This window comes from Bacillus cereus group sp. MYBKT111-2 (assembly GCF_051915205.1).
Lineage (GTDB): Bacteria > Bacillota > Bacilli > Bacillales > Bacillaceae_G > Bacillus_A > Bacillus_A paranthracis.
Genome location: NZ_JBQAEG010000017.1, coordinates 1 through 12,908, shown reverse-complemented (window position 1 = coordinate 12,908; position 12,908 = coordinate 1). Strand labels below are relative to the sequence as shown.

The window sequence follows — 12,908 nt, the reverse complement described above, 5'->3', positions numbered from 1 at the left end:
GGTTAGGAATGAATCGTATCTTCCGTAATACCATCTTTTATTTACTGATATTCCTAGTAGTAATTGGAATCGTGAGCTATTTTAATGGTTCGACACAAAAAACGACATCAGTTAGCTACGATAAATTCATTACTAAACTAGAAAAAGGTGAAGTGCGTAATGTGCAGCTTCAACCGAAAAATGGTGTGTTTGAAGTAAAAGGACAATTTAATAACTCTAGCCAGGGAGAACAATTTGTTACTTATGCACCAAATACTGAGGAATTACAAAAGAAAATTAATGATAAAGCGCAAGGTGCTGAAGTTAAGTATCAACCAGCAGAAGAAACAAGTGCTTGGGTAACCTTCTTTACTTCTATCATCCCGTTTGTCATTATCTTCATTTTATTCTTCTTCTTATTAAACCAAGCTCAGGGCGGCGGTAGCCGTGTTATGAACTTCGGGAAAAGTAAGGCGAAGTTATATAATGACGAAAAGAAAAAAGTTCGTTTCAGAGATGTTGCTGGAGCAGATGAAGAGAAACAAGAGCTTGTTGAGGTAGTTGAATTCTTGAAAGATCCTCGTAAGTTTGCTGAAGTTGGTGCCCGTATTCCGAAGGGTGTTCTATTAGTGGGACCTCCAGGTACAGGTAAAACTTTACTAGCACGTGCCGTTGCGGGTGAGGCAGGCGTTCCGTTCTTCTCTATCAGTGGTTCTGATTTCGTAGAGATGTTCGTCGGTGTCGGTGCATCACGTGTACGTGATTTATTCGAAAACGCAAAGAAAAATGCTCCTTGCATCATTTTCATTGATGAAATTGATGCGGTAGGACGTCAACGTGGCGCTGGTCTTGGTGGTGGCCATGATGAGCGTGAACAAACGTTAAACCAATTGCTTGTTGAAATGGATGGATTCGGTGCCAACGAAGGTATTATTATCATCGCTGCGACAAACCGTCCTGATATTCTTGACCCAGCATTATTACGTCCAGGTCGTTTTGACCGTCAAATTACAGTAGATCGTCCAGATGTAAATGGCCGTGAAGCTGTACTGAAAGTGCATGCTCGTAATAAACCGCTTGATGAGAATATCAACTTAAGAGCAATTGCAACTCGTACACCAGGATTCTCTGGTGCCGATCTTGAAAACTTATTAAACGAAGCTGCTTTAGTAGCTGCGCGTCAAGATAAGAAGAAAATTGATATGAGTGACATTGATGAAGCGACGGATCGTGTTATTGCAGGTCCGGCTAAGAAAAGTCGTGTTATCTCTGAAAAAGAACGTAATATCGTTGCTTTCCATGAAGCGGGCCACACTGTAATTGGTGTTGTCCTTGATGAAGCTGATGTCGTTCATAAAGTAACAATTGTCCCTCGTGGTCAAGCTGGTGGATATGCAGTAATGCTTCCAAAAGAAGATCGTTACTTCATGACAAAACCAGAGTTACTTGATAAAATCACTGGTTTACTTGGTGGTCGAGTAGCTGAAGAGATTGTATTTGGTGAAGTAAGTACAGGTGCTCATAATGACTTCCAACGTGCGACTGGTATTGCAAGACGTATGGTAACGGAATTTGGTATGAGTGATAAGCTTGGACCAATGCAATTTGGTAGCTCACAAGGTGGTCAAGTGTTCTTAGGAAGAGACTTCCATTCAGAACAAAACTATAGTGATGCGATTGCACACGAAATCGATATGGAAATGCAAACGATTATGAAAGAATGTTATGCTCGTGCAAAACAAATTCTTACTGACAATCGTGATAAACTAGATCTTATTGCGAAAACGTTACTTGAAGTAGAAACGTTAGATGCAGAGCAAATCAATCATTTATGTGACTATGGCAGATTGCCAGAACGTCCAACATCTTCAGCTGATGTGAAAGTAAACATCAACATGAAGAAGGACGATGAAGAATCAGAAGATAAGTAAGAAGAGATGAAGGAGTGACGATAGTCACTCCTTTTTTATTTGTAGAAGGGAACTAAGTAGAAAAAGAATTTAAATAAATCTGGTACTAAAAATTGAAATAGGGAGTAATCTTTTTGTAAAATGATGAGGATAGAAAAGCTGATTATATAAGTATGTGTGATATGATGTTTTTATAAGTTTTATACATACTGCACAAATATAGATTAAATAAGATAAGTGGTGAGAATATGATTTTTGTATTGGATGTAGGGAACACAAATGCTGTACTGGGCGTGTTTGAAGAGGGGGAACTTCGTCAACATTGGCGCATGGAAACAGATCGTCATAAGACAGAAGATGAATATGGAATGCTTGTAAAACAGTTGCTTGAGCATGAGGGTCTTTCGTTTGAAGATGTGAAAGGTATTATCGTGTCTTCAGTCGTACCACCAATTATGTTTGCTTTAGAGCGCATGTGTGAAAAGTATTTTAAAATTAAGCCGCTTGTAGTAGGTCCTGGAATAAAAACGGGGCTAAATATTAAATATGAAAATCCACGTGAAGTAGGTGCGGATCGAATCGTAAATGCAGTAGCAGGAATCCACTTATATGGAAGTCCGCTTATTATTGTCGATTTTGGTACGGCTACTACATATTGTTATATTAACGAAGAAAAGCATTATATGGGTGGAGTTATTACACCAGGAATTATGATTTCAGCAGAGGCTTTATATAGTAGAGCGGCAAAACTTCCTCGTATTGAAATTACAAAACCAAGCAGTGTAGTTGGGAAGAATACGGTAAGTGCGATGCAATCTGGTATTCTTTATGGTTATGTTGGACAAGTGGAAGGTATTGTTAAGCGCATGAAAGAGGAAGCTAAACAAAAACCAAAAGTTATTGCAACAGGTGGATTAGCGAAATTAATTTCAGAAGAATCGAATGTAATTGATGTTGTAGATCCATTCTTAACATTAAAAGGTTTGTATATGTTATACGAGCGTAATGCAAATTTACAGCATGAGAAAGGTGAATAAATAAGTATGAAAGATTATTTAGTAAAAGCGTTAGCATTTGATGGGGAAGTGCGTGCGTATAGTGTACGTACTACAAACACGGTAAGCGAGGCGCAAAGACGTCATGATACATGGAGAACAGCTTCAGCGGCACTTGGTCGTTCTTTAACTGCAGGTACAATGATGGGGGCAATGTTAAAAGGTGACCAAAAGCTAACAATTAAGGTAGAAGGAAATGGTCCGATTGGTCCTATCTTAGTAGATGCTCATGCAAATGGAGATGTACGTGGTTATGTAACGAATCCACATGTTGACTTTGAAGGAACAGAACAAGGGAAATTACGTGTATATCAAGCGGTAGGTACTGAAGGATTTGTAACGGTAATTAAAGATATTGGTATGCGTGAGCCGTTTATTGGTCAATCTCCAATTGTTTCAGGAGAATTAGGAGAAGACTTCACGTATTATTTTGCAGTTTCTGAGCAGACGCCTTCTTCTGTAGGTGTTGGTGTCCTTGTAAATGGAGACGATAGCATATTAGCGGCAGGTGGATTTATCCTTCAAATTATGCCGGGTGCACAGGAAGAGACAATTTCATTCATTGAAGAGCGTTTGCAGAAGATTCCTCCTGTATCAACATTGATCGAACAAGGGCTTTCTCCAGAAGAGTTACTGTATGCAGTCCTTGGAGAAGATAAGGTAAAAGTATTAGAAACGATGGATGTTCAATTTAATTGCACATGCTCACGCGAACGTATAGAGAGTGTGTTAATTAGTTTAGGTAAAACGGAGTTAGAGCAAGTTCGTGAAGAAGAAGAAGAAACAGAAGTTCATTGTCATTTCTGTAATGAGCGATACAAGTTCTCTAAAGAAGATATTACAAATTTAATTGAGAATTTGTAATAAGGGAATTTACCCTCTAAACACATTGACAAACAGGGAATTTTCTGACAAAATCTAAATATAGACAAAACCAATAAAAATACTCGGTGTTAGGAGTGACAGGAATGCGAGTGGCACAATCAGTTTCAGAATTAATCGGGAAAACGCCGATCGTTAAGTTGAACCGCATCGTAGAATCAGACAGCGCAGATATATACTTAAAATTAGAATTTATGAATCCGGGGAGCAGCGTTAAAGATCGTATCGCATTAGCTATGATTGAAGATGCTGAGAAAAAAGGATTATTAAAAGAAGGCGATACAATCATTGAGCCGACAAGTGGTAACACAGGAATTGGTTTAGCGATGGTAGCAGCTGCTAAAGGATATAAGGCAATTTTAGTAATGCCAGAAACAATGAGCGTTGAGCGTCGCAATTTATTACGTGCTTATGGCGCTGAATTAGTATTGACTCCAGGGCCTGAAGGAATGGGCGGAGCAATTCGTCAAGCGACTGAATTAGCAAAAGAACATGGCTACTTTATACCGCAACAGTTCAAAAATCAATCAAATCCACAAATTCATCGTTTAACAACAGGTCCAGAAATTGTTGAGCAAATGGGTGATCAATTAGATGCATTTATTGCAGGTATTGGTACAGGTGGAACGATTACTGGTGCTGGTGAAGTGCTGAAGGAAGCATATAAAGATATTAAAATTTATGCAGTAGAACCTGCGGATTCACCAGTGTTATCTGGTGGAAAACCAGGTCCACATAAAATCCAAGGAATTGGGGCTGGATTTGTTCCAGAAACATTGGATGTAGAAGTATATGATGAAATCATTCAAGTGAAAACAGAGCAAGCGTTCGAATACGCAAGAAGAGTGGCTAAAGAGGAAGGTATTTTAGTTGGTATCTCTTCAGGAGCAGTTATTTATGCAGCGACAGAAGTTGCGAAAAAGTTAGGTAAAGGGAAAAAGGTACTTGTTATTATCCCAAGTAATGGTGAACGTTATTTAAGTACACCACTTTATCAATTTGAGTCCTAATTACATGTGATTGAAAAAGCATCCTTGAAAAAGGATGCTTTTTCTTTTTGGATTGGAAATAGGAAAAGAGTGAATGACTAGAAAACTTCATGTAAAATAAGAGGTAGTATCATTAATTTATTTTCACTAGCCTTCGAATATAACCGTTCTATATACATAACGAATGTAGCTTGAAGTGGTTAATATAAGAGGGTGGGATAAAAGAAGACGGGGTGTTGATATGCAACGAAGAAAATCTTTAGCGCTTTCTATTCCATATCAGTTAGATTTCTTTAAGCAATATAAATTTCTTTCTAAGGATAAACCGCAACATATTTTGTTAGAGAGTGGACGTGGCGGTCGTTATAACATCGTGGGATTAAACCCAGTAGCGGTAATCCGAGGGAAGGGTGAAACGTTACATATAAGTGAAAGTGGTAAGGAAACAATAAAGCAAGGAAACCCATTAGATTTAATGCAGGAATATATGGAGCGATGGAAAACGGATTATAATCCGGAATACCCGCCTTTTCAAGGTGGTGCAATTGGTTACTTTAGTTATGATTGCATCCGTTATATTGAAAAACTTCCTTCTCTTGCGGAAGATGATATTAATATACCTGATATATTCTTTTTATTATTTGATGATGTGTTTGTGTATGATCAAAAAGAAAAAGTATTATGGATTATTACACATTATGTAGATAAGCATGAAGAGGCAAAAGAGCGATTAAATGAATGGAAGATTCTTTGGGCAACAGAAGCGCCGGAAGTGACTATACCGTTTGCGTGCCCTGAAAAGAAAAATGAAGCAGTTGCTTTTACTGAAGAAAGCTTTATGAAGGCGGTTGAATGTATTCAAGAATATATTGGGGCTGGTGATGTGTTCCAAGTAAACTTGTCGACAAGACAAGAAAGAACGTTACAAACACACCCACTAGAAATATATACAAGTCTTCGTGAAATTAATCCATCTCCATATATGGGTTACTTGGAGCTCGGGGATTTTCAAATTGTAAGTGGATCGCCAGAGTTGCTAATTAAGAAACAGGGAACTGAAGTAAGTACAAGACCAATTGCTGGAACGAGATCTAGAGGGGCAAATGAGCAAGAGGATGAAGAATTGGCAAGGGAATTAATTGAGAATGAAAAAGAAAGAGCAGAGCACGTCATGCTTGTGGATTTAGAGCGAAATGATTTAGGACGTGTTTGTAAATATGGCACCGTAGAAGTAGACGAGTTTATGGTAATTGAGAAATACTCACATGTTATGCATATTGTTTCTAATGTGCGTGGTGAGGTGGAAGAAGATAAAGATGCTTTCGATTTAGTGAAGGCTGTATTCCCTGGAGGAACAATTACGGGTGCTCCGAAAATACGTACGATGGAAATTATTGAAGAATTAGAACCTGTTCGCCGAGGGATTTATACAGGTTCAATCGGTTGGATCGGTTATTCTGGAGATACAGAATTGAATATTGTAATTAGGACACTTCTTGCTAAAGACGGAAAAGCGCATGTACAAGCAGGGGCGGGAATTGTAATTGATTCAAATCCGGAAAATGAATATAAAGAGTCGTTAAAAAAGGCGATTGCTTTATGGCGTGCAAAAGAACGTAGTGAAGAAACGGTTAGGTGAGAGAAATGATATTAATGATTGATAATTATGATTCTTTTACATTTAATTTAGTGCAGTTTCTTGGAGAACTTGGACAAGATCTTGTTGTTAAACGTAACGATGAAGTGACTATTTCAGATATTGAGAATATGAAACCAGACTTTTTAATGATTTCGCCAGGTCCATGTAGTCCGAATGAGGCAGGAATTAGTATGGAGGTTATTCGATACTTTGCTGGAAAGATTCCGATTTTTGGGGTTTGTCTTGGTCATCAATCTATTGCGCAAGTGTTTGGTGGAGAGGTTGTTCGTGCAGAGCGATTAATGCATGGGAAAACATCGCTTATGCATCATGATGAGAAGACGATTTTTTCGGATATCCCTAATCCGTTTACCGCGACACGCTATCATTCCCTTATTGTTAAGAAAGAGACGTTACCTGATTGTTTAGAGGTAACGTCTTGGACAGAAGAAGGGGAAATTATGGCGCTCCGCCATACAACATTACCGATTGAAGGTGTGCAGTTCCACCCGGAATCTATTATGACTTCTCACGGGAAAGAGTTGTTGCAGAATTTCATTCGTAAATATAGTCCAAGTGTGACATCATGTTAATTTACGTAAATGGTCAGTATGTAGAATCGAGTGAAGCGAGAATTTCTCCTTATGATCATGGTTATTTATATGGTCTTGGAGTTTTTGAGACTTTTCGTATTTATAATGGTCATCCTTTCTTATTGGATGATCATTATGACCGTTTAATAGATGCGCTGGATACATTGCAAATAAAATGGACAATGACGAAAGATGAAGTAATGCTTATTTTGAAGAATTTAATCGTTAAGAATAAATTAGAGCATGCGTATGTCCGTTTTAATGTATCGGCGGGTATAGATGAAATTGGATTGCAAACAGAAATGTATGAAGAGCCGTCTATTATTGTTTTTATAAAACCTTTAGCGGCCCCGGGAGATGTAGTGGAAAAAGAAGGGGTTGTCTTAAATCAAGTGAGAAATACCCCAGAAGGTGCATCTCGCTTGAAGTCTCACCATTATTTAAATAACATTTTGGGGAAACGTGAAATTGGAAATGGTGTGAATAAAGAAGGGATTTTCCTGACTGAAGTAGGTTATGTTGCAGAGGGTATTGTTTCGAATCTCTTTTTTGTGAAAGGTGATATTTTATATACACCTTCGCTTGAAACAGGGATTTTAAATGGTATCACTCGTGCGTTTATTATAAAGGTTGCTGAAGAGATTGGTATAGAAGTAAAAGAAGGTTTCTTTACAAAAGATGAATTACTTTCAGCCGATGAAGTCTTCGTAACAAACTCGATTCAAGAAATTGTTCCGCTTAATCGTATAGAGGGACGAGATTTCCCGGGTAAAGTAGGTATGGTTACAAAAAGATTTATGAACCTTTATGAAATGCAGAGAGAGAAATTGTGGAGCAGAAATGAATTACGAAGAGGAGATGTGTAGTTTGAAGTGGGATTATGATTTGCGCTGCGGCGAATATACATTGAACTTAAATGAAAAAACGTTAATTATGGGGATTTTAAATGTAACACCAGATTCGTTTTCTGATGGTGGGAGTTACAACGAGGTAGATGCTGCAGTGCGCCATGCGAAAGAAATGCGAGATGAAGGTGCTCATATTATTGATATTGGTGGCGAATCTACTCGTCCGGGCTTTGCTAAAGTGTCAGTGGAAGAAGAAATAAAACGAGTTGTTCCAATGATTCAGGCTGTTTCAAAAGAGGTGAAATTGCCTATTTCTATCGACACATATAAAGCGGAAGTTGCAAAAAAAGCAATCGAAGCTGGTGCTCATATTATTAATGATGTTTGGGGAGCGAAAGCGGAACCGAAAATCGCTGAAGTTGCGGCTCATTACGATGTACCTATTATCTTAATGCATAATCGCGATAACATGAATTATCGTAATTTAATGGCTGATATGGTTGCTGATTTATATGACAGTATTAAAATTGCTAAAGATGCTGGTGTACGAGATGAGAATATCATTTTAGACCCGGGCATCGGTTTTGCTAAAACACCTGAACAAAATTTAGAAGCGATGCGTAATTTAGAACAGTTAAACGTACTAGGTTATCCAGTTCTCTTAGGTACTTCAAGAAAGTCCTTTATTGGGCATGTGCTAGATTTGCCGGTAGAAGAACGTCTTGAGGGGACGGGAGCTACCGTTTGTCTTGGTATTGAAAAGGGTTGTGAGTTTGTTCGTGTTCATGATGTGAAGGAAATGGCACGTATGGCTAAGATGATGGATGCGATGATTGGTAAGGGGGTAAAGTAATTGGATAAAATTTATATTCATGATATGGAGTTTTACGGTTATCATGGTGTATTCCCAGAGGAAAATAAATTGGGCCAGAGATTTAAAGTGGACTTAACGGTGGAATTGGATTTGAAACAAGCAGGAGAAAGTGATGACTTAGAGCATTCTGTTAATTATGGAGAGCTTTTCGAATTATGTAGGAAAGTTGTAGAAGATAGAACATATAAGCTTGTAGAGAGTATTGCTGAAAATATTGCTACAGATATATTGAAACAATATGAGAGTATTTCAAGATGTACGATAAAGGTAATTAAACCAGATCCGCCGATACCAGGACATTATCGTGCTGTAGCGGTAGAAATTACGAGAGAACGTCCATGAATAATATAGCTTACATTGCATTAGGTTCAAATATTGGAGAACGTTATACGTATTTAACTGAAGCGATTCAGTTTCTGAATAAAAATCCTTATATCAAAGTTGAGGATGTTTCGTCTGTATATGAGACGGAACCGGTTGGCTATACTGACCAAAGTTGCTTTTTAAATTTAGTTATAAAAATTTCTACCAATTTATCACCGCAAGAATTATTGAAAGTAACGCAAAAAGTAGAAAATGATCTAGGAAGAAAAAGGGAAATTAGGTGGGGACCTAGGACTATCGACCTTGACATTTTACTATATAATCAAGAAAATATTGAAGCAGAGAATCTTATTGTTCCGCATCCGCGGATGTTCGAAAGAGCTTTTGTTATCGTTCCGTTGTTAGAGATTAATCAAGATATAAAACAAAACATTTCACGTTCACAAGTAGAAGAAATGAAAAGGCGAGAGGGAGTAACGGTATGGAAGCAGAAAAATGGGGAAGACGCATTCGTGCTTTTCGAAAACTAAAAGGTTATACGCAAGAAGGTTTTGCAAAAGAATTAGGGGTATCTGTATCTGTTTTAGGTGAAGTTGAGCGAGGAAATCGATCGCCTTCCCAAGACTTTGTAGTGGAAGTTGCTAAAGCATTAAAGGTCTCGATAGATGAGCTAATGCCAAAGTGACCATGAAGGAAGGAGTAAATCGAGTGTTAAAAATCGCAAATATTGAGATGAAAAATCCGGTTGTATTAGCACCGATGGCGGGAGTGTGTAACTCTGCATTCCGTTTGACAGTAAAAGAATTCGGTGCAGGCCTAGTTTGTGCTGAAATGGTAAGTGATAAGGCGATACTACTGAACAATAAAAGAACATTAGATATGTTATATATTGATGAGAGAGAAAAGCCATTAAGTTTACAAATTTTTGGTGGCGAGAAAGAAACTCTTGTAGATGCTGCGAAATACGTAGATCAATATACGACAGCAGACATCATTGATATTAATATGGGGTGCCCAGTACCAAAAATCGTTAAGTGTGATGCAGGAGCAAAGTGGCTTTTAGACTCAAATAAAATATATGAAATGGTAGCGGCAGTTGTAGATGCTGTAGAAAAACCAGTTACAGTAAAAATGCGTATTGGTTGGGATGAGGATCATATTTTCGCAATCGAGAATGCGAAAGCTGTTGAGCGTGCTGGTGGACAAGCGGTAGCAGTTCATGGGCGCACACGAGTACAAATGTATGAAGGAAAAGCGGATTGGGATATTATTAAACAAGTAAAGCAAGCTGTAAATATCCCGGTTATTGGAAATGGTGATGTCGCAACGCCGCAAGATGCAAAGCGTATGCTTGATGAAATTGGTGTAGATGGTGTTATGATTGGCCGCGCTGCCCTTGGAGATCCATGGATGATTTATCGTACGGTAAAGTATTTAGAGACTGGTGAATTAATGCCGGAACCGACAGTACGTGAGAAAATTGACGTATGTATGTTGCATCTAGATCGTCTGATCGATTTAAAGAATGAAAATGTCGCTGTAAGAGAGATGAGAAAGCACGCAGCTTGGTATTTAAAAGGCATTCGTGGTAATGCAACTGTACGCAATGGTATCAATGCTTGTAATACGCGTGAAGACCTTGCAAATGTATTAGGTACATTTGTAGAAGAAGTAGAAGCGAAACAACAAACAATTCACGTTGGTTAATAATAGGAAGGGAAGATTGACATTCTTCTATACACTTCCTATAATTACGTGAAAGAAAGAAGAACTGCCAGTTAGTTGCTGGCAGTTTTTCTAGTTGAGTAGAAAATGCTATACTGTATATATTGTAAAAATTAATAGAGCTGGAGTGATATCAATACCATGGATAACATGAACCACGAAGAATTAAACGACCAATTGCTTGTTCGTCGTGAAAAGCTACATAACTTACGTGAGCAAGGGATCGATCCGTTCGGTAAACGTTTTGAACGTACAAATGCAACAAATGAATTATTAAGCCTATATGGAGAGTTCTCTAAAGAAGAATTAGAGGAGAAAGAAATCTCTGTTTCTATCGCTGGTCGTATTATGACAAAACGCGGTAAGGGAAAAGCTGGATTTGCACATATTCAAGATTTACATGGACAAGTTCAAATTTACGTTCGTAAAGATGCTGTTGGAGATGAAGAGTACGAATTATTTAAAACAGCAGATTTAGGTGACTTAGTAGGTATTGAAGGTAAAATTTTCAAAACGAACGTTGGAGAACTTTCAGTGAAAGCAACGGGATTTACGCTATTAACGAAATCTCTTCGTCCATTACCGGATAAATATCATGGATTAAAAGATGTTGAACAACGCTACCGTCAACGTTACTTAGACTTAATTACAAGTATGGAAAGCCGTGAAACATTCGTTACTCGCAGTAAGATCATTCGTGAAATGAGAAGATACTTAGATGACAACGGTTATCTTGAAGTGGAAACACCTATGATGCATGCAATTGCAGGTGGAGCTTCTGCGCGTCCTTTCATCACGCACCATAATGCGTTAGATATGGAATTATATATGCGTATCGCAATTGAACTTCATTTAAAACGCCTTATTGTGGGTGGATTAGAAAAAGTTTATGAAATCGGCCGTGTATTCCGTAACGAGGGTGTATCAACTCGTCATAACCCTGAGTTTACGATGATTGAATTATATGAAGCGTATGCTGATTATAAAGATATTATGAAACTAACAGAAAATATGGTTGCTCATATCGCGAAGCAAGTACTAGGTACAACAACAATCCAATATGGTGATTATGAAATTAATCTAGAACCAGAATGGACACGTCTTCATATGGTAGATGCAATTAAAGAACATTCTGGAGCGGATTTCTGGAATCCGATGAGTGTAGAAGAAGCGCGTGAACTTGCAAAAGAACATAATGTAGAAATTAAGGATACAATGGAAGTCGGTCATATTATTAATGAATTCTTCGAGCAAAAAGTAGAAGATAAATTAATCCAACCAACATTTATTTACGGTCATCCAGTAGAAATTTCGCCACTTGCGAAAAAGAATGACGAAGATCCACGATTCACAGATCGTTTCGAATTATTTATCGTTGCACGTGAACATGCAAATGCATTCACTGAGTTAAATGATCCAATTGATCAGAAAGAACGTTTTGAAGCGCAATTAAAAGAACGCGAACAAGGTAATGATGAAGCTCACATGATGGATGATGATTATATCGAAGCTCTTGAGTATGGTATGCCTCCTACGGGTGGACTAGGAATTGGTATTGATCGTCTTGTTATGTTATTAACGAATGCACCATCTATTCGTGATGTACTATTATTCCCTGCTATGCGTCATAAACAAGACTAAGCTTTGGAGATTTCTCCAAAGCTTTTTTTATTTGAGTATGAGCGTCGGGCGTTAGATGTCGATGGTGTGGGAAATTATATTTATATAGAAGAAAAGTGCTGTTTTTATACTTTTTTACTAAGTTAAAAATTTTATTAGAAAAACTATTGCATTTTAATAATCAAACTGGTATATTTATATTCGTTGCCACGAAAGGTAACAAGCAAAACAAACGAAAAACAACTTTTTGAAAAAAGTTGTTGACGAAAATATAACGAAATGTTATATTAATAAAGTCGCTTCTGAGCGACGAAGTAGTTCTTTGAAAACTGAACGAAACAAACAACGTGAAACGTCAATTTTATTTTATGATGCTAGACAAACTAACTTTATTGGAGAGTTTGATCCTGGCTCAGGATGAACGCTGGCGGCGTGCCTAATACATGCAAGTCGAGCGAATGGATTAAGAG

The 12,908-nt window shown here is 37.8% G+C and carries 13 protein-coding genes and 1 rRNA gene; all 14 read left to right on the top strand.

Annotation, left to right across the window (positions count from 1 at the left end):
- Window positions 1–8 precede the first annotated feature (8 nt).
- Window positions 9–1,910 (top strand): ATP-dependent zinc metalloprotease FtsH, encoded by a 1,902-nt coding sequence (gene ftsH, locus ACTFNE_RS26705; protein WP_001079659.1) that lies wholly within the window; start codon window positions 9–11, stop codon window positions 1,908–1,910.
- 227 nt (window positions 1,911–2,137) lie between these two features.
- Entirely contained in the window at window positions 2,138–2,926 is a 789-nt protein-coding gene (locus ACTFNE_RS26700; protein ID WP_439998570.1) for a type III pantothenate kinase, read from the top strand.
- Between the two features lie 6 nt (window positions 2,927–2,932).
- Window positions 2,933–3,808, top strand: coding sequence for a redox-regulated molecular chaperone HslO (gene hslO / locus ACTFNE_RS26695; RefSeq protein WP_000656366.1), 876 nt, complete (start codon window positions 2,933–2,935; stop codon window positions 3,806–3,808).
- A 104-nt stretch (window positions 3,809–3,912) separates the two neighbouring features.
- Window positions 3,913–4,836 (top strand): cysteine synthase A, encoded by a 924-nt coding sequence (gene cysK, locus ACTFNE_RS26690; protein WP_270706283.1) that lies wholly within the window; start codon window positions 3,913–3,915, stop codon window positions 4,834–4,836.
- Between the two features lie 220 nt (window positions 4,837–5,056).
- Window positions 5,057–6,454, top strand: a complete 1,398-nt coding sequence (gene pabB, locus ACTFNE_RS26685) for an aminodeoxychorismate synthase component I (RefSeq protein ID WP_001189691.1) — start codon at window positions 5,057–5,059, stop codon at window positions 6,452–6,454.
- Between the two features lie 5 nt (window positions 6,455–6,459).
- Window positions 6,460–7,047, top strand: a complete 588-nt coding sequence (gene pabA / locus ACTFNE_RS26680; RefSeq protein ID WP_000602276.1) for an aminodeoxychorismate/anthranilate synthase component II — start codon at window positions 6,460–6,462, stop codon at window positions 7,045–7,047.
- Complete coding sequence (pabC, locus tag ACTFNE_RS26675; protein ID WP_000909890.1) at window positions 7,041–7,913, top strand: aminodeoxychorismate lyase; 873 nt, start codon at window positions 7,041–7,043, stop codon at window positions 7,911–7,913. Before pabA ends, pabC begins: the two co-directional genes overlap by 7 nt.
- Window positions 7,888–8,748, top strand: a complete 861-nt coding sequence (gene folP / locus ACTFNE_RS26670; protein WP_270706281.1) for a dihydropteroate synthase — start codon at window positions 7,888–7,890, stop codon at window positions 8,746–8,748. The genes pabC and folP overlap by 26 nt, the downstream gene beginning before the upstream one ends.
- The gene (gene folB / locus ACTFNE_RS26665) at window positions 8,749–9,111 is read left to right on the top strand and encodes a dihydroneopterin aldolase (protein ID WP_000358059.1); all 363 of its coding nucleotides are present in this window, start codon (window positions 8,749–8,751) and stop codon (window positions 9,109–9,111) included.
- Window positions 9,108–9,623, top strand: coding sequence for a 2-amino-4-hydroxy-6-hydroxymethyldihydropteridine diphosphokinase (gene folK / locus ACTFNE_RS26660; protein WP_001059445.1), 516 nt, complete (start codon window positions 9,108–9,110; stop codon window positions 9,621–9,623). The genes folB and folK overlap by 4 nt, the downstream gene beginning before the upstream one ends.
- Window positions 9,575–9,778 carry a helix-turn-helix domain-containing protein gene (locus ACTFNE_RS26655; protein ID WP_000387027.1) on the top strand — a complete coding sequence of 68 codons (204 nt, stop codon included), beginning with the start codon at window positions 9,575–9,577 and terminating at the stop codon, window positions 9,776–9,778. The genes folK and ACTFNE_RS26655 overlap by 49 nt, the downstream gene beginning before the upstream one ends.
- 23 nt (window positions 9,779–9,801) lie before the next feature.
- Window positions 9,802–10,800, top strand: coding sequence for a tRNA dihydrouridine synthase DusB (dusB, locus tag ACTFNE_RS26650; protein WP_270706280.1), 999 nt, complete (start codon window positions 9,802–9,804; stop codon window positions 10,798–10,800).
- A 159-nt stretch (window positions 10,801–10,959) separates the two neighbouring features.
- Entirely contained in the window at window positions 10,960–12,459 is a 1,500-nt protein-coding gene (lysS, locus tag ACTFNE_RS26645) for a lysine--tRNA ligase (RefSeq protein ID WP_000369677.1), read from the top strand.
- Between the two features lie 368 nt (window positions 12,460–12,827).
- Window positions 12,828–12,908, top strand: a 16S ribosomal RNA gene (locus ACTFNE_RS26640); the annotation flags it as partial.

Excerpts from the sequence above, each read along its gene's own strand:
- ftsH (WP_001079659.1), top strand. The coding sequence starts at position 9 with ATGAATCGTATCTTCCGTAATACCATCTTTTATTTACTGATATTCCTA.
- ACTFNE_RS26700 (WP_439998570.1), top strand. The coding sequence starts at position 2,138 with ATGATTTTTGTATTGGATGTAGGGAACACAAATGCTGTACTGGGCGTG.
- hslO (WP_000656366.1), top strand. The coding sequence starts at position 2,933 with ATGAAAGATTATTTAGTAAAAGCGTTAGCATTTGATGGGGAAGTGCGT.
- cysK (WP_270706283.1), top strand. The coding sequence starts at position 3,913 with ATGCGAGTGGCACAATCAGTTTCAGAATTAATCGGGAAAACGCCGATC.
- pabB (WP_001189691.1), top strand. The coding sequence starts at position 5,057 with ATGCAACGAAGAAAATCTTTAGCGCTTTCTATTCCATATCAGTTAGAT.
- pabA (WP_000602276.1), top strand. The coding sequence starts at position 6,460 with ATGATATTAATGATTGATAATTATGATTCTTTTACATTTAATTTAGTG.
- pabC (WP_000909890.1), top strand. The coding sequence starts at position 7,041 with ATGTTAATTTACGTAAATGGTCAGTATGTAGAATCGAGTGAAGCGAGA.
- folP (WP_270706281.1), top strand. The coding sequence starts at position 7,888 with ATGAATTACGAAGAGGAGATGTGTAGTTTGAAGTGGGATTATGATTTG.
- folK (WP_001059445.1), top strand. The coding sequence starts at position 9,108 with ATGAATAATATAGCTTACATTGCATTAGGTTCAAATATTGGAGAACGT.
- ACTFNE_RS26655 (WP_000387027.1), top strand. The coding sequence starts at position 9,575 with ATGGAAGCAGAAAAATGGGGAAGACGCATTCGTGCTTTTCGAAAACTA.
- lysS (WP_000369677.1), top strand. The coding sequence starts at position 10,960 with ATGGATAACATGAACCACGAAGAATTAAACGACCAATTGCTTGTTCGT.